Below are 16,633 nucleotides of genomic sequence, written 5' to 3'. Positions count from 1 at the left end.
GGTACGACTGAAGCGGTTCGGCTATGGCGGTTCCGTGGCGCGGTCACATTTTCTTCACTTGGTGTACAACCAGGACCCCCTGTCGAGAGTCTGATCTTGCGAGTCAACAGACTCCTAGATCACTTGGGACCCGCGTGACGGCGTGACGCACCGCGGGTCCCCTTCTCCAACTGGGGAAAAAACATGCGCATCCGTGCCACTGTGGCCGCCGTCTCCGGCGCCCTGGCTCTGTCCGCCATCGCTGTTCCGGCCGCGCAGGCCGACGCGGCCGCGGGCGATCTCAAGATCTCGAAGGTGAGTGTCAACGGCGGCAAGGACGTCGTGATCGGCACCACGGAGATGAAGAAGTTCAAGCTCTCCATCACCGCCACCGACCCGGTCGGCGTGCGCGGCATCAGCGGTTTCCTGTGGTTCGGCTCGGACTTCAACACGTCCACCGAGGTCATCAAGCCGATTGTCTTCGACCCCCAGTGCGTGGCCGTGGACGAGACCACGACGACCTGCACCGACACGGTCATCGCCTTCCCGCAGGACCTCCGCAACGCCCACGCCGGGTCCCGCTGGAACGTCTTCGCGACCGCGGTCAACAACGACGGCGACAAGCACCGCGAGGAGTACCTCAAGTCGGACGCCCGTCTGAAGCGCGCCGCCCGCCTCACCACCAACGCCTCCCCCGAGCCCGTCAAGAAGGGCAAGACCCTCACGGTCACCGGTGCGCTGACCCGGGCCAACTGGGACACCAGCAAGTACGCGGGCTACACCAAGCAGAGCGTGCAGTTGCAGTACAAGAAGAAGGGTGCCGGCAGCTACAGCACCCTCAAGACGGTCAAGTCCGACACCAAGGGCAACCTGAAGACCACGGTGAAGGCGTCGGCCGACGGCTACTTCCGTTACGTCTTCGCCGGTACGTCCACCACCCCGGCCGTGACGTCGACCAGCGACTTCGTCGACGTCCGCTAGTTCGCCGGTTCCCTGGTAAAGACCTACGCCGGGAAGCGGCGGTCCACCCAGCGGTAGACGATCTCGACAGCCAGCGAGGCCACCGCCGCTATCCCGACCGCCGCCCACGGCATCGTCGTGCCCACCAGCTTCAGCTGGAAGAAGTCCTGGAGCCAGGGCACGGTCAGGACGAGCAGGAAGCCGAGACCCATCGCGCCGATCAGGCAGATCCGCCACCACGTGTAGGGGCGGGCGATGATGGCGAGCACCCACATGGCGATCAGGAACAGCGCCAGGGTCGCCGCGCTGGTCTCGGCTTCCCGTGCGCCCGCACCCTCGTAGTGGTGCCGGGCGAGCAGGTACGTCACGAAGGTGGCGACGCCCGCGATCACCCCGCCCGGAATCGCGTACCGCATGACTCTGCGGACGAAGTGCGGCTTCGCGCGCTCCTTGTTGGGGGCGAGGGCGAGGAAGAAGGCCGGGATGCCGATGGTGAGGGTGGAGAGCAGCGTCAGGTGGCGCGGCAGGAAGAGGTACTCGACCTGTGAGCAGACCACGAGCAGCGCGATGATCACCGAATAGACGGTCTTCACCAGGAACAGCGTGGCGACGCGCGTGATGTTGCCGATGACCCGGCGGCCCTCCGCGACCACCGAGGGCAGTGTCGCGAAGCTGTTGTTGAGCAGGACGATCTGGGCGACCGCGCGGGTGGCCTCCGAACCCGAGCCCATCGAGACGCCGATGTCGGCGTCCTTGAGGGCCAGGACGTCGTTCACGCCGTCGCCGGTCATCGCGACCGTGTGGCCGTGCGACTGCAGGGCGCCCACCATGTCGCGCTTCTGCTGCGGGGTGACCCGGCCGAAGACGGTGTGCTCGTCCAGGGCCTGCGCCATGCCGTCCCGCTCGGTGGGCAGCTTGCGGGCGTCCACGGTGTTCTCGGCGCCGGTCAGGCCGAGCTTGCCCGCGACCGCGCCGACCGAGACGGCGTTGTCGCCGGAGATGACCTTGGCGGCGACGTCCTGCTCCGCGAAGTAGCGCAGGGTGTCGGCGGCGTCGGGGCGCAGCCGCTGTTCCAGGACGACCAGGGCGCTCGCCTCCGCCTGCGCGGCCACGTCGGGGTCGTCGAGGTCGTTGCCGGCCGCGCGGGCGAGCAGCAGGACGCGCAGCCCCTGCTGGTTGAGCTCCTCGATCTCGGCGAGGGACGGGTCGCCGTCGGGCAGCAGCACGTCGGGGGCGCCGAGCAGCCAGGTCGACGTGGTGCCGTCGCCCTCGCTGAAGGAGGCGCCGCTGTACTTGCGGGCGGAGGAAAAGGGCAGCGACTCCGTGCAGCGCCACTCCTCGCTGTCGGGGTAGGAGTCGATGATCGCCTGGAGCGACGCGTTCGGCCGGGGGTCGGATTCGCCGAGGGCGCCGAGGACCTTGCGTACGTACGCCTCGTCGCCGCCGTTCAGCGGGCGCAGCTCGGTGACGTCCATGCCGCCCTCGGTGAGGGTGCCGGTCTTGTCGAGGCAGACCGTGTCGACGCGGGCGAGGCCCTCGATGGCGGGGAGTTCCTGGACGAGGCACTGCTGGCGGCCGAGCCGGATCACGCCGATCGCGAAGGCGACGGAGGTGAGGAGGACCAGGCCCTCGGGGATCATCGGGACGATGCCGCCCACCGTGTACGCGATGGACTCCTTGAAGTTGTCGTCCTTGACGACGAGCTGGGAGATCACCAGGCCGATGGAGGTGGGGACCATCAGCCACGTCACGTACTTGAGGATCGTGGAGATGCCGGTGCGCAGCTCGGAGTGGACGAGCGTGAAGCGGCTGGCCTCCTCGGCGAGCTGCGCGGCATACGCCTCGCGGCCGACCTTGGTGGCGGTGAACGCGCCACCGCCCGCGACCACGAAGGAGCCCGACATCATCCTGTCGCCGGGCTTCTTGACGACCGGGTCGGCCTCGCCGGTCAGGAGCGACTCGTCGACCTCGAGGCTGTCGGTCTCTACGGCCTCGCCGTCCACCGGGATCTTGTCGCCGGGCCCGAGCTCCACCAGGTCGCCGAGCACGATCTCGGAGGCGGAGATCTCGGTGGCGCCGCCGTCGCGCCGGACGGTGGGCTTGGCCTCGCCGATGACGGCGAGGGAGTCCAGGGTCTTCTTGGCGCGCCACTCCTGGATGATGCCGATGCCGGTGTTGGCGACGATCACGAAGCCGAAGAGGCTGTCCTGGATCGGCGCCACGAAGAGCATGATCACCCAGAGCACGCCGATGATCGCGTTGAAGCGGGTGAAGACGTTGGCCCGGACGATCTCGCCGAGGGAGCGGGAGCTGCGTACCGGTACGTCGTTGACCTCGCCGCGGGACACCCGCTCGGCGACCTCCGCTGCGGTCAGCCCCGTGGCGCGCCCCTGCGGGGGCGGCACCGGGTGGACCGGGTCGAGTTCGGCGCCCGCGTCGATATGCGTCATGCATTCGACGGTAAGCGTGGATGTGGGGCTTCACCCCTTGAATGTCCCGAAGATCCGACCTCGGGAGGACGTGGTCGGTCCTGAGGTCGTACGGCGTACTGCGGGCGCAGGACGTCCGGGGAGCGGGGCCGGGACCTTCGGCCCTGGCGGCGCGCCCCTACTCCGCCCCGCTGCGAGCCCTACTCCGCCCGCGCCGTCTCCGCCCCGGCCTCCGCCTCGGCCCGCTTGATCGCGGCGTCGCGCCCCCGTACGTACCAGATGCCGATGAGACCGAGACCGGCACCGGCCAGGCAGGTCCACACCCACCAGGTCGCGTCGCGGTCGTCGAACCAGCCGTAGAACGGGAGCTGGACCAGGAAGAGGACGAACCAGAGGATCGTGCCGCCCGTGATGGTGGCGACCACGGGGCCCTCAAGGGGCTCCGGCGCCTCGTGCTTAGGGGTCCACTTCGCCATGCGTACAGCTTATGCCGGGCCCGGGGGCGCCCGGCAGCGAGCCCGCCAGCCCTTGCCGCGCAGGGGTCTACGCGCGGAGATAGCGATTTCTCTCTCATGTATTCATACTGAAACGGCTCGTTAATGGCCGATTGCTTTCGTACGAACTCACAAGTCGGACCGCAGTCACCGCACCGCAGTCACCGCAGCCACACCGCAGTCACCGCAGTCATCGCAGTCACCGCCAAACGATCTCCCCCTTCTCTGAGTCCACGAGGTCCCGCATGTCTTCCTCGGCCACCGCTCCGGTCGACGCCAGCAAGGAGCCCCCGAAGCCCCCGCAGAACGGGCTCGACAGCTTCTTCAAGATCTCCGAGCGGGGCTCGACCCTCGCCCGCGAGGTCCGCGGTGGCTTCGCCACCTTCTTCGCGATGGCCTACATCGTCGTGCTCAACCCGATCATCCTGGGCAGCGCGAAGGACATGTACGGGCACCAGCTCGACAACAAGCAGCTGGTCACCGCGACCGTGCTGACCGCCGCCTTCACCACGCTCCTGATGGGCGTCATCGGCAACGTCCCGATCGCGCTGGCCGCCGGTCTCGGCGTGAACACCGTCGTCGCCCTCCAGCTCGCGCCCCGCATGTCGTGGCCCGACGCGATGGGCATGGTCGTCCTCGCCGGGTTCGTCGTGATGCTGCTCGTCGCGACCGGGCTGCGGGAACGCGTCATGAGCGCCGTGCCGCTCGGCCTTCGCAAGGGCATCGCCATCGGCATCGGCCTCTTCATCATGCTGATCGGCCTCGTCGACTCCGGCTTCATCTCGCGCATGCCGGACGCCGCGCACACCACCGTCCCGCTCCAGCTCGGCGCCGACGGCCACCTCAACGGCTGGCCCGTGCTCGTCTTCGTGCTCGGCGTGCTGCTCACCCTGGCGCTGCTCGTACGCAAGGTGCCGGGCGCCATCCTCATCAGCATCGTCGTCATGACGGTCGTCGCGATGATCATCAACGCTGCCGCGGACATCCCTTCCTGGGGCCTGACCACCCCGGAGTGGCCCGGCAACCCCGTCTCGACGCCGGACTTCGGGCTCGTCGGCCAGATCAGCCTCTTCGGCGGCTTCGGCAAGGTCGGCGTCCTGACCGGCGTCCTCTTCGTCTTCACCGTGCTGCTCTCGTGCTTCTTCGACGCGATGGGCACGATCATGGGCATCGGCGACGAGGCGGGTCTGACCGACTCCAAGGGCAACATGCCCGGCATGAACAAGGTGCTCTTCGTCGACGGCATCGCGGTCGCCGCGGGCGGCGCCTCCTCCGCCTCCGCCACCACCTGCTTCGTGGAGTCCACGGCGGGCGTCGGCGAGGGGGCCCGTACGGGCTTCGCGAACGTCGTCACCGGCGGGCTCTTCGCCGTCGCGCTGTTCCTCACGCCGATCGCCACGATGGTCCCGTCCCAGGCGGCCACGCCCGCGCTGCTCGCGGTGGGCTTCCTGATCCTGTCCGGGTCCATCCGGCAGATCGACTGGGCGGACTCCACGATCGCGATCCCCGCGTTCGTGACGATGCTGATGATGCCGTTCACGTACTCGATCACGAACGGCATCGGCATGGGCTTCGTCACCTTCACCGTGCTGCGGCTCGCGGCCGGGCGGGCCCGGGAGGTGCCGGTGGCGATGTACGTGGTGTCGGCCGTGTTCGCCTTCTACTACCTGATGCCGGCGCTGAACCTGACGTAAGCGCCAGGCAGGCGGGGGCGGTCACGCCGCTCCGTAGAACTTCTCCGTCTCCTCGATCGATGTCGCGAACCGTTCGTCGAAGTCGTCGCGAATGAGCGTCCGGACCACATAGTCCTGGACGCTCATTCCTCTTTTGGCCGCGTGCTGTCGGAGCCGGTCGAGCAGCTCACCGTCTATGCGCAGGCTGAGCACTGGCGATCCCATACGCGACAGAGTCCCGGGCGCTCGGCGGCCGGTGCGTCACTTTTCGGCGCCGCCTCACTCGTACGGGTGACGAAAGGGTTCGCCGACCAGGGTGTGGGAATCCGAGTGGTCTTTAGCTAGGGTAATGAGTTACGCTAACAACCATGCCGGACCTCTCCCATGGTGACGATGCCGTCGCCGTGAACGCCTTGCGCTCCGCTGTGATGCGCCTCTCCCGTCGACTCAAGCACCAGCGTGTCGACGAGTCGCTGAGCCCCACCGAAATGTCGGTGCTCGGCACCCTTGCCCGCTGCGGCTCCGCCACCCCGGGTGAACTCGCCCGCAAGGAGCACGTGCAGCCCCCGTCGATGACCCGCATCGTCGCCCTGCTCGAGGCGAAGGGACTTGTCCGGCTCGAGCCGCACCCCGAGGACCGCCGCCAGAAGGTGGTGACCCAGACCGAGACCGCCGAGGCCATGCTCGAAGAGAGCCGCCGCAAGCGGAACGCCTGGCTCGCCTCGCTCACCGAGCACCTCGACGACGACGAGTGGGCGCGGCTGCGCGCCGCCGCTCCCGTACTGGAGAAGCTCGCGCACCTCTAGGGGGCTGCCGACCCCAAGCCCCGCGGCACCCCGCGGGCACTCCCGCCGCCCGCGGGAGCCGTACGTACGCCAAGGAGGCGAACCTACTTTGAGTACGGGATCCGGAGCAGACTCCGCCCCCGCACCAACCGCCCTCGACTCAACCGTCCGCCCCCGCAAGACCTCGATGTTCAGCTCGCTGAAGATCCGTAACTACCGGCTGTTCGCGACCGGCGCGGTCGTCTCCAACACCGGTACCTGGATGGCCCGCATCACCCAGGACTGGCTGGTCCTGAGCCTGACCGGCTCCTCCGCGGCCGTCGGTATCACCACGGCCATGCAGTTCCTGCCGATGCTGCTCTTCGGCCTGTACGGCGGCGTGATCGCCGACCGCTTCGCCAAGCGGAACCTGCTCTTCCTTACCCAGGGCGCGATGAGCCTCAGCGGGCTCTTCCTCGCGACCCTCACCCTGACCGGCAACGTCCAGGTCTGGCACGTCTACTTCGCGGCCTTCTTCACCGGCCTCGTCACCGTCGTCGACAACCCGACGCGGCAGTCCTTCGTATCCGAGATGGTGGGACCCGACCAGGTCCGCAACGCCGTCTCACTGAACTCCGCCAACTTCCAGTCCGCCCGCCTCGTCGGCCCCGCCGTGGCGAGCGCGCTGACCGCCGCCGTCGGACCCGGCTGGGCGTTCCTCGCCAACGGCCTGTCCTTCCTCGCCCCGCTCACCGGCCTCATGCTGATGCGCACCGCCGAGCTGCACCACACCCCGCGCAAGCCGCGCGGCAAGGGGCAGCTGCGGGAAGGCCTGAACTACGTCTCGAAGAACCCCGAGCTGATCTGGCCGATCGTCCTCGTCGGCTTCATCGGCACCTTCGGCTTCAACTTCCCGATCTGGCTGAGCGCCTTCGCGGACGACATCTTCCACGGCGGCGTGGGGATGTACGGGCTGTTCAACACCCTGATGGCGATCGGCTCACTGGCGGGTGCGCTGCTCGCGGCCCGCCGCGGCACCTCGCGCCTGCGGCTCCTCGCCGGGGCGGCCACCGCCTTCGGCGTGCTGCAGATCGTGGCCGCGTTCGCGCCCGAGCTGTGGATGTTCGTCGCGCTGATCGTGCCGATCGGCATCCTCGGCCTGACGGTGAACGTCACCGCCAACTCCTCGGTGCAGATGGCCACCGACCCCGAGATGCGGGGCCGCGTCATGTCGCTCTTCATGATGGTCTTCACCGGCGGCACACCGCTGGGCGGCCCGCTCTTCGGCTGGCTCGCCGACGCCTACGGCGTCCGGATCAGCATGGCCGCGGGCGGACTCGTCTGCGCCCTCGCCGCGGTCGCCGTCGGCCTGATGCTGGCCCGCGCGGCCAACCTCCGCCTCAAGGTGGACCTGCGCCGGGGCCGCCAGCACGTGCAGTTCGTACCGAGGGAGCGGGAGCTGGCGGCTGCGGCGTAGCGCCCGTGCGCCGGTCAGACGCGGCGGGACAGGACCTGGCCCGGCCAGGTGCCGTCCGGCCCCGTGAAGAGGTCATTCGATGTGAAGCCGTTGGACTCGTAGTACGCGACGAGCTTGCCGTCGTCGCCCGCGTAGCAGTCGACCCGGAGCAGGGACACTCCCTGCCTCCGGGTCTCCTCCGCCGCGTGGGCGAGGAGGGCGCGGCCCACTCCGCGGCCGGGGAAGCGGCGGTGGTCGGCGACGAGGAGGTGGACGTACCGCTCGGGCTCGTCGGCCGCGGGGATGTAGTCGCCGCCGGGCCCGTCGGTGAGCGTCACCGTCCCCGCCACCGTGCCGTCGATCTCCGCGATCCAGGGTTCGCCCGTCGTCAGGTACTTCTCGATCATCGCGACAGCCTTGGGGTTGGCCGACCAGGGCCGCGTCCCCCACTGCCCGGTCCGGCCCTGCGAGACGAGCCACTCCACGGCCCCGTCGAAGAGCGCGGTGACGGCGGGGATGTCGTCGGCACTGCCCGGCCTGATCTTTATGGTCTCCGTGTCCGTGTCCTTCATGGAGGGAGGCTAGCGTCACCCCATGAGACTCTTCGCCGCCGTCCTCCCGCCCGACTCCGCGGCCTGCGAACTGGCCGCCGCGGCAGGCGCGTTGAAGGGGCTGCCCGGCGCCGACGAGCTGCGCTGGACGCCCCGTGACAGCTGGCACTTCACGCTCGCCTTCATGGCGGAGGTCGACGAAGGGGCGGTGCCGGACCTCACCGCCCGCCTGGAGCGTGCCGCGCACCGTACGCCGCCCTTCTCCCTCGCCCTGCGCGGCGGCGGGCACTTCGGGGACCGGGCGCTGTGGGCCGGGGCGGCGGGGGCCCCCGGGGACACGGCCGCGCTGCGGCTGCTCGCCCAGCGGGCGGACGCGGCGGCGCGCAAGGCGGGCATCACGATGGAGGAGCACCGGCACTACCGCCCGCACCTGACGCTGGCGCGCGGCCGGGGCGATGCCGGCACGGCCCTCGCGCCGTTCGCGGACGCGCTCGCCGCCTTCGAGGGCACGGCGTGGACCGTACGGGAGCTGACGCTGGTCCGCAGCAATCTGCCGAGGAGCGGGGTGCCGGGGGAGCGGCCGCGTTACGAGGCGGTGGGGAGCTGGGCACTGGGAGGCGGCGCGGGGGCGCCGGGCGGGGCCGGTTAACCTCGACTACGTGGACCCGAAAACCAGAAACCGGATCATGGCCGGCGTGCTCGTGCTGATGTTCATCGTGGTGGCGGTGGCGGCCGCGGTCGGCGGTTAGCCGACGCGGGCCGCCCCGCTCACCGGGCTCACCAGGCGAAGGACTCCGGGGACGGCCCGGGGCCGGGGAAGATCTCGTCCAGCGCGTCGAGGACTTCTGCGGAGAGTTCGAGATCGACGGCGCGCAGCGCGGATTCGAGCTGCTCGGCCGTGCGCGGGCCGACGATCGGCGCGGTGACGCCGGGCCGGGTGAGCAGCCAGGCGAGGGCGACCTCGCCGGGTTCGAGGCCGTGCTTGTCGAGCAGGTCCTCGTACGCCTGGACCTGCGCGCGGACCTCCGGCTTGGCGAGCTCGGCGGCGGCGCGTCCGCCGGTGCGGCGCGAGCCCTCGCCCTCCTTCTTCAGCACGCCGCCGAGCAGTCCGCCGTGCAGCGGCGACCACGGGATGACGCCGAGGCCGTACTCCTCGGAGGCGGGGATGACCTCCATCTCGGCGTCGCGGGCGGCGAGGTTGTAGAGGCACTGCTCGCTGACGAGGCCGTAGCCGCCGAGGCGCCGTGCGGTCTCGTTGGCCTGGGCGATCTTGTAGCCGGGGAAGTTGGACGATCCCGCGTAGAGGATCTTGCCCTGTCGTACGAGGACGTCGACGGCCTGCCAGATCTCCTCGAACGGCGTCTGCCGGTCGATGTGGTGGAACTGGTAGATGTCGATGTAGTCGGTTTGCAGCCGCTTCAGCGACGCGTCGACGGCGCGGCGGATGCTGAGTGCGGAGAGCCGGTCGTGGTTGGGCCAGGTGGGTTCCTCGCCCGTGGTCATGGGCCCGTACACCTTGGTGGCGAGGACGACCTTGTCGCGGCGGCCGCCGCCCTGGGTGAACCAGGTGCCGAGGATCTCCTCGGTGCGGCCCCTGCCCGCGCTCTGCCCGTAGACGTTGGCGGTGTCGAAGTAGTTGATGCCCGCGTCGAGCGCGGAGTCCATGAGTGTGTGGCTGTCGGGTTCGTTGGTGAGCGGCCCGAAGTTCATGGTGCCGAGCGTGAGCCGGCTGACCTTGAGCCCTGTGCGTCCCAGCTGCGTGTACCTCATGGTGATCCACCCAACGGGGTGGAGTGGGCTCTAGGCAAGGGGGGGTGGCGGGGGCGGTCAGTCGCGGCAGAAGTCGGAGGTGTCGAGGGCGAGACCGAGGAAGGTATGGGTCAGGTCGACTTTTTCGCCGAAGTCGACGGTCGTCTGGACGTGGTAGTCGCCGTCCCTGGGTTGGGTGTAGGCGTGACACTTGCCCTGGTAGGGGTCGACGACGACATAAACGGCGACTTCGGCGGCAGCGTATCCGGTCTTCTTGGGGCCGTAATCGTTCGCACTTGTGCCGCGGGAGATCACTTCGGCGACGAATTCGACGTCGTGGCAGAGAAAGCCGCCTTGTCTCGTGCGTCCGGCCTCTTCGGCGATGACTGCCACATCACTGCAGAAGGCGTTGAGCTCGCCGGGGTAGTCGATGCGAACGTCCGACAGCACGCGTCGACGCGGATATTTGGTCCGCAGCTGGTCATAGATGCCCGCGATGATGTCCCAGTGGTTGGCCCGCTGCGGCGTCATGTGGACGGCCCCCTCGATGATGTCGATCTTGTATCCCTCGAGGAAGGGCCCCTGCTCGAGCGTCTTGAACATCTCGTCCAAGCGCAGGGTGTTGTCGTCGGCCATCTCGATCCTGTCGGTCTCTACGACGGTCATCGTGGCGCTCCTCCCCGACCACCCTCGGTCGAGCGCGGCAGCGCAGTACAACGATACGCACGGAGGATACGCACGGAGCCGAGGTCACGTCCGGTCACGAACCGCCGAGCCACCCGGCCGCGTCGAGCCGGAACGCCTCCGGGGGAACGACCGTGCGAAGGCCCGCTTCCAGGTCGCTGAGCCCGCGATCGCCGAGGGACGCCGCCCACTCCGCCCGCAACTCGTCGAAGACCGCCGCTGAGCGGCGCAGCGCGTCGATGCCGTGCGGGGTGAGGCGGACGAGTTTGCGGCGGGCGTCGGCGGGGTCGTCGGTGCGGGCCGCGTAGCCGAGGGCGATGAGGCGGTCGACGGTCTTGCCCGCCGCCTGCTTGGAGACGCCGAGGCGTCGCCCGACCTCGCTGGCGGTGGCGCCTTCCGGCCCGATGGCCTGCATGGCGAAACCGTGGGCGGGGCGGATGTCGGGGTGGCCCTGACGGGCGAGTTCGGCGTGCAGGCGGTCGATGAGGGTGCGGAATCCCGCGAAGAGGAGCAGGGGCAGCTCGTATCCCTTTCCCTTGCCGTTATCGACAACCTGGTTTACCTTCTTGTCGTCAACCATGTTGTCCATTTTAGGGCCGGGTCAGGCCCACAGGGGGTACGGGATGTTCACCGAGCACACACTGGAAACCGCACCGCCCGCCTCGCGCACCGCCATGGAGCGCACCGCTGCCGCCTTCGGGAAGGTGCCGGACGCGGTGGCGCGCCTCGCTGAGTCGCCCGAACTCCTCAACGGATTCCTGGAGATGAGTGCGGCGTTCGAGCGGACGACCCTGGAGCCCGTCGCCCGGGAGGTCGTCATCATGACGGTGGCGACGCGCAACGACTGCCACATCTGCGTGACCATGCACACGGGGAAGCTGCGGAAGCTGGGCGCGGGGGCGGAACTGGTGAGTGCCCTGCGCGAGCAGCGCCCGCTGGACGATGAACGCCTCGAAGCGGTCCGCCGGTTCACCCTCACCGTCCTCGCGACGGCGGGCGGCGTCCCCGACGACGACCTCAAGGAGTTCCTCGCGTACGGCTACACCGAGCGCAACGCCCTCGAAGTCGTCCTCGGCATCGGCACGTACACGATGTCGACGCTGGCGAACCGGCTGACGCGGGCGGCGTGAAGGCCGTGCCCTCACGCTCACGGCCGGTACATCAGGCGCCGCAGGACCGCCTCCACCGGCCCCCGGCGCCCCGCCCGTTCCAGGGCGTACGCGCCCGCCACCGTCACCAGCCACACCCCGACCGCGACCAGCGCCATGGTCGAGCTGGTCAGGTGCGCGCCGAGACCCAGCCCCCAGGCGGCGAGGAGCGGGGCGAAGAGGAGGGAGTGCGTGAGGTAGCAGGACAGGGAGCGTTTGCCGACGGCGGAGAGTGCGGTGACGGCTCGTGCGCCGCGCCTCTTCGGGCGCCGCGTCCACCAGTGGACGAAGAGGGCGAGTGCGGCGACGTAGCCGAGCCCGGCGGCGTTGCCGGTGACGTCGCGAAGCAGGCCCAGGGCCCCCGACTCGCTCTGTGCGTCGTCCGGTACGTCGAGTGCGCCGATGTGCGCGAGCGCGGCGGGCAGCGCGCCGAGCCAGCCGATCGCGATGCCGATGACGGCGGTGCGGCGCAGGAGGGGGAGGTGGCGGCCCGGCTCCTCCAGGATGCGGCGCCGCGCGGCCCAGAAGCCGAGCAGGAATACGGTGAAGCCGCCGCCCACGAGGGAGAGGGGCGCGGCGACGAAGGTGACGAAGAGGCCGCTCTCCAGCCGGGTCCCGGCGGCACCGAGCCAGCTCGGGTCGCCCGCCGCGTAGGCCTCGGCGCCCGGCTCGGCGCCCGCGTCCCCGAGTGACCCCAACTCGCCGTTCAACGTCGCGGATACGAGGGGCTCAAGGGCCCCGAAGATCAGCAGCGCGGCGCCGATCCCGATCCACCACTTCAGCGCGCGGTCGCTTCGGCGCAGGAAGAGCCAGCCGAGGGCGAGGCTCAGCAGCCCGTAGTAGCCGACGATGTCGCCCGCCATGAGCAGGGTGGCGTGCGCGAGCCCGATGACGATCAGCAGGAGACTGCGCCTGCGGAGGAGCTCCACGGCCCCGCGTCCGCTCGTCCCCGTGGAGGTCTGGCGCAGGTACAGCTGCGTCATCCCGTACCCGAAGAGGAAGGCGAAGAGCGGGTACACCCGCAGGTCCAGGGTGGTGATCATCGTGAACTGGACGGCGTGGTCCAGCCACCCGCCGTCCACGGGCTGCCAGCCGGAGGGCCCGTGCGTGGCCTTCCAGAGGTGGAACCCGGTGTTGGACAGCACGATGAGCAGGAGCATCAGCCCTCGGGCGAGGTCCGGAGCGAGTGCGCGGGACGCTGCGCGGACGGGGGCGGGTCCGGGTGCGGGTGCGGCTGCGTGCTGGGGGGTTTCTGCCGTCATGCCCTGGACGGTAGGGAGGCGGGCGGGGGCCCCGCGTCGGCCTTCCGGCTAGGGGGCGGTGACGAAAGTGGTGGCCTGGGTGAGGAAGGCGGTCCAGGTGGCGGGGGATATGTGGAGGGCGGGGCCGGTCTCGGGGGCGTGCTTTGAGTCGCGGATGTGGATGGTGGTGGGGGTGGCGGCCAGTTCGAGGCATTCGTTGCCTTGGCTGCCGCTGTGGCTGGACTTGGTCCAGGCGAGGGCGACCTCAAGGCACTCGCCCTCGCCGACGCTGTAGCTGCTCTTGAGCCAGTGCATTCTGTCGCTCATAGTCCGGCTGCCGTCCTCTCGATGAGTTGCGCGGAATCCTCCGGGGCGAGCGCCTGGCTGCGGAGAATTCCGTACTTACCCTGCAGGTTGCCCAAGTCAGGCTGCTCGGTGACGAAATATCCGCCCTGGTGTCCTTCGATGTAGGCGACCTGCTGGTGCTCGCCCGTCTCCAGCAGAATCATCGGCCCCATGAGACCGGCGTGGGTCCGTCGGTCGTGCGGCATGATCTGGATCGTGATGTTCCGGAGTTCCCCGAACTCGACCATGTTGTGCAGCTGCTCCTTGAGCACGGGCTTGCCGCCCAACGGGCGGGTCAGGGCGCTCTCCTCGACGATGAAATTGAGAACTGCAACGGGTTTGCGCGCGAAGAGCGCCTTCCGCGCCAGTCGATCTGCCGTCCGCTTGTCGATCTCGTCGTCGTCCAAGGGCGGGTATACGGAGTTGAACACAGCTCGGGCGTAGCTCTCGGTCTGCAGCAACCCAGGCATCACGTGGTCCTGTTAGGAGTGGATGGACAGCGCCGCCTTCTCGTGTTCCAGGAAGTCCTCGGTCCACAGCTGGAGCCCGCCCTTCTGGAACTCCTTCTCCGCGAGCAACATCAGTGCACCTTGTGCGCCCAACACGGCATCCGCGATCTCGACCAACTTCCCCTTGGGCGGCCGCTCTCCCCGCTCCACCATCGCCACCTGCGACTTGGAGTACTGGACGTGCGTGCCCAACGTTTCCTGCGTGATCCCGGCCCGCTCGCGGTAGAACCGCAACAACGCACCGAAGGACTCCGAACCTCGTTCACCTGAGCGCACAACGTCCTCCCCGAGCGCACGGCCCCGCACCACCAGAGCGAAACCCTGGTCACAGTATGTGAGCGAGGTGAAGCATTCGGTGCATGAACTCGGAAACCTCATCACTCAGGGTCCACGACTGGATCCCGGCGTCCGGCCACGCCCTGCGCCACGCGGGCATCCACTTCGACGCGGTGCGGGTCGGCGGCGTGTTCGGCGAGAAGACGACGTACGAGCTGCAGCAGTTCACGGACTTCCGCGCGGGCCCGGTCGTCCGCGAGGCGACGGGCGGGCGTTACTTCTACTTCCTGCTGCCCCCGCTGGAAGCGACCACGTACGACTGGCCGGCGGGGGCGCGGGCGCTGAGCCGGGGCGCGGGGGTCTTCGCTTTCGTGGGCGTGCCCGCGCTGGACGGATACACGTGGCCGCTGGACTGGCAGTCGCGGCCGACGGCGGATGTGCCGTTCGTGGAGGGCGAGTTGCTGTACGAGGCGGTACGGCGCGCCGAGAGGTGAGGAGGCGGGGTTCAGATGCGGAACGCAGGCGGGGCGGCGCGGAAGTGCCGAGGCCCCGTGACGCCCGGCACGAAGAACGCTAGGAGCCTTCGCCAACGCGACGCCAACTTTGTTTGTCCTGTGGCCCGTTGAGGTCTCGCGTGCCTGTCGGTACAGGCTCTCCCAGCCCTTCGCCGCGGCCCGCCGTCATTCCGCGTTCCTGGGATCCGGCGCCAGGCCGTAGTCCGCGTCGTGGTCCCTGGTCAGCGCTGCGAGGAGGGCCGGGTCCGAGTGGGCCTCGGCTGTGTGCTGCCAGGCGGTGAGGAGTTGGGCCACGGCCGCGCTATTGGAGATCGAGTCGGCGGCGCGCATCGTGTCGACAAGTTCGAGGGCGAAGGCGTGGACGTCCGCTTCGGGGAGGAAGCGGACCCACGGGAAAGCCTCCGGCAGTATGTCGAGAAGGAGTTCCATGCTGCCGGGCTCGCGACGGGCCATCGCGGCGAGCATGCGGGTCGCCGCCGAGACCACCGTCTGGTCCTGCTCGGCCCGCGCCGCCGTGGTGAGGACCAGGTCCTCGCCGTCCCTGCGGTGCAGGAGAAGCCGTGGGGATTCCTTGAGGCGGGCGAGCGTCTGCCTGTTCTTGTTCACCAGCTCGGAGAAGTTCACCGCGTCCGTGGAAGCGGCGGCGCCGGTGGCTGTGCTCTTGGAGCTCATGACTTCGAAAGTACTTTGAAGGTTGCCGGTGCGCCATCGCCCTCAAGGGTGGTCCTCTCAGGGTGCGGGCCACCGCTCCTCGGTCCGCGTCCTGTAGCGGCCCGGCGTCGTGCCGAACGTGCGGGTGAAAGCGTGGGAGAGGGCGTACGGGGAGCTGTAGCCGACCTGGCGGGCCACCGCGTCCAGGGAGGACGTCGTATCGCGCAGGAGCGTCGCGACGCGGGACATGCGCCACCAGGTGAGGTACGCCATGGGGGCGCGGCCCACCAGGGGCGTGAAGCGGCGGGCGAGCGTGGCGCGGGAGACGCCCGTGCGGGACGCCAACTCCTCGTTGGACCAGGGGGCTTCGGGGGCGTCGTGCAGGAGGCGCAGGGCCTTGGCCACCACCGGGTCGCTGAGCGCGGCGGGCCAGCGGGCCATGCCGTGCGAGTCGGCGGCGGAGTCCGCCAGCCAGGCGCGGACCATGTACACCAGGAGCAGGTCAAGGAGGCTGGGCACGGCCACGTCCGCGCCGCAGCGTGACGTGCCCGCCTCCCTGCGGAGCAGGTCGATCGCGGCCTGGAGCTCCGGGTGGCGGCCGGACCGGTGGGGCAGGTGCACGATCTCGGGGAGCTCCGCGAGCAACGGGTGCGTGTGGTCGCCGCCGTCCAGGCGGTATTTGCCGCAGAGCATCTCCAGGGCGGCGGGGGCCGCGGGGTCAGTATCGGAGGGTGCCGGGTCGGAGGGTGCCGGGTCGGAGGGTGCCGGGTCGGAGGGTGCGCGGTCGGAGAGATCCGTCGCGTCCGTCGTCGGCGACGCGTGTGTCTCCAGCCAGTGGTCGAAAGGGATCGCCCGCTCGATCGTGGGCCCGTCCACGGGAGAGTCCGCGGCGATGTGCCCCGCGCCGCGTGGCAGCAGCACCGCGTCGCCCGTCGTGAGCGTGATCGGGGCGCCGCCGTCCTCGGGGAGCAGCCAGCAACTGCCCTCCAGGACCACGTGGAAGCCCACCCCGTCGTACGAGGGAATTCTGCTGCACCAGGAGCCGGACACCCTGACCCGGTCGGAGGAGGGCTGCCCGATCCGTACCGCCGAGATCACATCGCTGACGACGTCCATGGGGAAATTCTAGAGCGGGAGCCCAGTGCCGTGAGACGTATGCGTATTCAGTTGAGGTGAGTGGGCATTGAGGCACTCGCTGCTGGATTCCTA

At 69.5% G+C, this 16,633-nt stretch carries 20 protein-coding genes; 7 read left to right on the top strand and 13 right to left on the bottom strand.

From position 1 onward, the window contains the following. Positions 1-183 precede the first annotated feature (183 nt). The gene (locus ABZ953_RS12975) at positions 184-960 is read left to right on the top strand and encodes a calcium-binding protein (protein ID WP_361721353.1); all 777 of its coding nucleotides are present in this window, start codon (positions 184-186) and stop codon (positions 958-960) included. A 23-nt stretch (positions 961-983) separates the two neighbouring features. Here ABZ953_RS12975 and ABZ953_RS12970 read toward each other — a convergent pair whose 3' ends face one another. Beyond that, positions 984-3,389 carry an HAD-IC family P-type ATPase gene (locus ABZ953_RS12970; protein ID WP_361721350.1) on the bottom strand — a complete coding sequence of 802 codons (2,406 nt, stop codon included), beginning with the start codon at positions 3,387-3,389 and terminating at the stop codon, positions 984-986. Positions 3,390-3,568: 179 nt separating this feature from the next. Continuing rightward, positions 3,569-3,844 (bottom strand): DUF2530 domain-containing protein, encoded by a 276-nt coding sequence (locus ABZ953_RS12965; protein WP_361721347.1) that lies wholly within the window; start codon positions 3,842-3,844, stop codon positions 3,569-3,571. Between the two features lie 263 nt (positions 3,845-4,107). Between ABZ953_RS12965 and ABZ953_RS12960 the strand changes: the two genes are divergently transcribed. Next, the gene (locus ABZ953_RS12960; protein WP_361721344.1) at positions 4,108-5,556 is read left to right on the top strand and encodes an NCS2 family permease; all 1,449 of its coding nucleotides are present in this window, start codon (positions 4,108-4,110) and stop codon (positions 5,554-5,556) included. Between the two features lie 21 nt (positions 5,557-5,577). Here ABZ953_RS12960 and ABZ953_RS12955 read toward each other — a convergent pair whose 3' ends face one another. Further along, a complete protein-coding gene (locus ABZ953_RS12955; protein WP_361721341.1) occupies positions 5,578-5,760 on the bottom strand; it encodes a ribbon-helix-helix protein, CopG family in 183 nt (60 codons plus the stop codon). 143 nt (positions 5,761-5,903) lie between these two features. Between ABZ953_RS12955 and ABZ953_RS12950 the strand changes: the two genes are divergently transcribed. Together ABZ953_RS12950 and ABZ953_RS12945 are read left to right on the top strand one after the other, a co-directional pair. Next, positions 5,904-6,341, top strand: a complete 438-nt coding sequence (locus ABZ953_RS12950) for a MarR family transcriptional regulator (RefSeq protein WP_361721338.1) — start codon at positions 5,904-5,906, stop codon at positions 6,339-6,341. Positions 6,342-6,429: 88 nt separating this feature from the next. Then, a complete protein-coding gene (locus ABZ953_RS12945; RefSeq protein WP_361721335.1) occupies positions 6,430-7,776 on the top strand; it encodes an MFS transporter in 1,347 nt (448 codons plus the stop codon). 14 nt (positions 7,777-7,790) lie between these two features. Here the strand turns inward: ABZ953_RS12945 and ABZ953_RS12940 are convergent, their stop codons facing one another. Next, entirely contained in the window at positions 7,791-8,327 is a 537-nt protein-coding gene (locus ABZ953_RS12940) for a GNAT family N-acetyltransferase (protein ID WP_361721332.1), read from the bottom strand. A gap of 22 nt (positions 8,328-8,349) precedes the next feature. On the opposite strand from ABZ953_RS12940, the gene thpR reads away from it, so the two are divergent. Continuing rightward, on the top strand, positions 8,350-8,955 hold the full coding sequence (gene thpR, locus ABZ953_RS12935; RefSeq protein ID WP_361721329.1) for an RNA 2',3'-cyclic phosphodiesterase: 606 nt from the start codon (positions 8,350-8,352) through the stop codon (positions 8,953-8,955). A gap of 128 nt (positions 8,956-9,083) precedes the next feature. Here the strand turns inward: thpR and ABZ953_RS12930 are convergent, their stop codons facing one another. From ABZ953_RS12930 to ABZ953_RS12920, 3 genes are all read right to left on the bottom strand, one after another. Further along, positions 9,084-10,076: an aldo/keto reductase gene (locus tag ABZ953_RS12930; protein ID WP_361721326.1), complete on the bottom strand. Its 993-nt coding sequence runs from the start codon at positions 10,074-10,076 to the stop codon at positions 9,084-9,086. A gap of 57 nt (positions 10,077-10,133) precedes the next feature. After that, positions 10,134-10,721, bottom strand: a complete 588-nt coding sequence (locus ABZ953_RS12925) for a Uma2 family endonuclease (protein ID WP_361721323.1) — start codon at positions 10,719-10,721, stop codon at positions 10,134-10,136. A 94-nt stretch (positions 10,722-10,815) separates the two neighbouring features. Further along, on the bottom strand, positions 10,816-11,328 hold the full coding sequence (locus ABZ953_RS12920) for a MarR family transcriptional regulator (protein ID WP_361721320.1): 513 nt from the start codon (positions 11,326-11,328) through the stop codon (positions 10,816-10,818). A 34-nt stretch (positions 11,329-11,362) separates the two neighbouring features. Here ABZ953_RS12920 and ABZ953_RS12915 point away from each other — a divergent pair, with 34 nt between their 5' ends. After that, entirely contained in the window at positions 11,363-11,869 is a 507-nt protein-coding gene (locus ABZ953_RS12915; RefSeq protein WP_361721317.1) for a carboxymuconolactone decarboxylase family protein, read from the top strand. Between the two features lie 17 nt (positions 11,870-11,886). On the opposite strand, the gene ABZ953_RS12910 is transcribed toward ABZ953_RS12915, so the two are convergent. Genes ABZ953_RS12910 through ABZ953_RS12895 form a run of 4 tightly spaced genes read right to left on the bottom strand, consistent with a single transcriptional unit; the run spans position 11,887 to position 14,258 of the window. Then, complete coding sequence (locus ABZ953_RS12910; protein WP_361721314.1) at positions 11,887-13,149, bottom strand: DUF418 domain-containing protein; 1,263 nt, start codon at positions 13,147-13,149, stop codon at positions 11,887-11,889. 48 nt (positions 13,150-13,197) lie between these two features. Further along, positions 13,198-13,455, bottom strand: a complete 258-nt coding sequence (locus ABZ953_RS12905; protein WP_361721311.1) for a DUF397 domain-containing protein — start codon at positions 13,453-13,455, stop codon at positions 13,198-13,200. Then, positions 13,452-13,943 carry a DUF5753 domain-containing protein gene (locus tag ABZ953_RS12900; protein ID WP_361721308.1) on the bottom strand — a complete coding sequence of 164 codons (492 nt, stop codon included), beginning with the start codon at positions 13,941-13,943 and terminating at the stop codon, positions 13,452-13,454. Before ABZ953_RS12900 ends, ABZ953_RS12905 begins: the two co-directional genes overlap by 4 nt. A 12-nt stretch (positions 13,944-13,955) precedes the next feature. Then, positions 13,956-14,258 carry a helix-turn-helix transcriptional regulator gene (locus ABZ953_RS12895; protein ID WP_361721305.1) on the bottom strand — a complete coding sequence of 101 codons (303 nt, stop codon included), beginning with the start codon at positions 14,256-14,258 and terminating at the stop codon, positions 13,956-13,958. Between the two features lie 83 nt (positions 14,259-14,341). Here ABZ953_RS12895 and ABZ953_RS12890 point away from each other — a divergent pair, with 83 nt between their 5' ends. Further along, complete coding sequence (locus ABZ953_RS12890; protein WP_361721302.1) at positions 14,342-14,752, top strand: hypothetical protein; 411 nt, start codon at positions 14,342-14,344, stop codon at positions 14,750-14,752. A 186-nt stretch (positions 14,753-14,938) separates the two neighbouring features. Here the strand turns inward: ABZ953_RS12890 and ABZ953_RS12885 are convergent, their stop codons facing one another. Both ABZ953_RS12885 and ABZ953_RS12880 read right to left on the bottom strand, forming a co-directional pair. Beyond that, complete coding sequence (locus ABZ953_RS12885) at positions 14,939-15,445, bottom strand: hypothetical protein (protein WP_361721299.1); 507 nt, start codon at positions 15,443-15,445, stop codon at positions 14,939-14,941. Between the two features lie 57 nt (positions 15,446-15,502). Further along, positions 15,503-16,540 carry an AraC family transcriptional regulator gene (locus ABZ953_RS12880; RefSeq protein ID WP_361721296.1) on the bottom strand — a complete coding sequence of 346 codons (1,038 nt, stop codon included), beginning with the start codon at positions 16,538-16,540 and terminating at the stop codon, positions 15,503-15,505. Between the last annotated feature and the right edge of the window lie 93 nt (positions 16,541-16,633).

Source organism: Streptomyces sp. NPDC046465 (assembly GCF_040646035.1).
GTDB lineage: Bacteria > Actinomycetota > Actinomycetes > Streptomycetales > Streptomycetaceae > Streptomyces.
The sequence above is the reverse complement of the archived record's forward strand: the minus strand, read 5'-3'. Positions and strand labels throughout refer to the sequence as shown.

Coding starts and splice junctions, on each gene's coding strand:
- ABZ953_RS12975 (WP_361721353.1), top strand. CDS start 184: ATGCGCATCCGTGCCACTGTGGCCGCCGTCTCCGGCGCCCTGGCTCTG.
- ABZ953_RS12970 (WP_361721350.1), bottom strand. CDS start 3,389: ATGACGCATATCGACGCGGGCGCCGAACTCGACCCGGTCCACCCGGTG.
- ABZ953_RS12965 (WP_361721347.1), bottom strand. CDS start 3,844: ATGGCGAAGTGGACCCCTAAGCACGAGGCGCCGGAGCCCCTTGAGGGC.
- ABZ953_RS12960 (WP_361721344.1), top strand. CDS start 4,108: ATGTCTTCCTCGGCCACCGCTCCGGTCGACGCCAGCAAGGAGCCCCCG.
- ABZ953_RS12955 (WP_361721341.1), bottom strand. CDS start 5,760: ATGGGATCGCCAGTGCTCAGCCTGCGCATAGACGGTGAGCTGCTCGAC.
- ABZ953_RS12950 (WP_361721338.1), top strand. CDS start 5,904: ATGCCGGACCTCTCCCATGGTGACGATGCCGTCGCCGTGAACGCCTTG.
- ABZ953_RS12940 (WP_361721332.1), bottom strand. CDS start 8,327: ATGAAGGACACGGACACGGAGACCATAAAGATCAGGCCGGGCAGTGCC.
- thpR (WP_361721329.1), top strand. CDS start 8,350: ATGAGACTCTTCGCCGCCGTCCTCCCGCCCGACTCCGCGGCCTGCGAA.
- ABZ953_RS12930 (WP_361721326.1), bottom strand. CDS start 10,076: ATGAGGTACACGCAGCTGGGACGCACAGGGCTCAAGGTCAGCCGGCTC.
- ABZ953_RS12925 (WP_361721323.1), bottom strand. CDS start 10,721: ATGACCGTCGTAGAGACCGACAGGATCGAGATGGCCGACGACAACACC.
- ABZ953_RS12920 (WP_361721320.1), bottom strand. CDS start 11,328: ATGGACAACATGGTTGACGACAAGAAGGTAAACCAGGTTGTCGATAAC.
- ABZ953_RS12915 (WP_361721317.1), top strand. CDS start 11,363: ATGTTCACCGAGCACACACTGGAAACCGCACCGCCCGCCTCGCGCACC.
- ABZ953_RS12910 (WP_361721314.1), bottom strand. CDS start 13,149: ATGACGGCAGAAACCCCCCAGCACGCAGCCGCACCCGCACCCGGACCC.
- ABZ953_RS12905 (WP_361721311.1), bottom strand. CDS start 13,455: ATGAGCGACAGAATGCACTGGCTCAAGAGCAGCTACAGCGTCGGCGAG.
- ABZ953_RS12900 (WP_361721308.1), bottom strand. CDS start 13,943: ATGCCTGGGTTGCTGCAGACCGAGAGCTACGCCCGAGCTGTGTTCAAC.
- ABZ953_RS12890 (WP_361721302.1), top strand. CDS start 14,342: ATGAACTCGGAAACCTCATCACTCAGGGTCCACGACTGGATCCCGGCG.
- ABZ953_RS12885 (WP_361721299.1), bottom strand. CDS start 15,445: ATGAGCTCCAAGAGCACAGCCACCGGCGCCGCCGCTTCCACGGACGCG.
- ABZ953_RS12880 (WP_361721296.1), bottom strand. CDS start 16,540: ATGGACGTCGTCAGCGATGTGATCTCGGCGGTACGGATCGGGCAGCCC.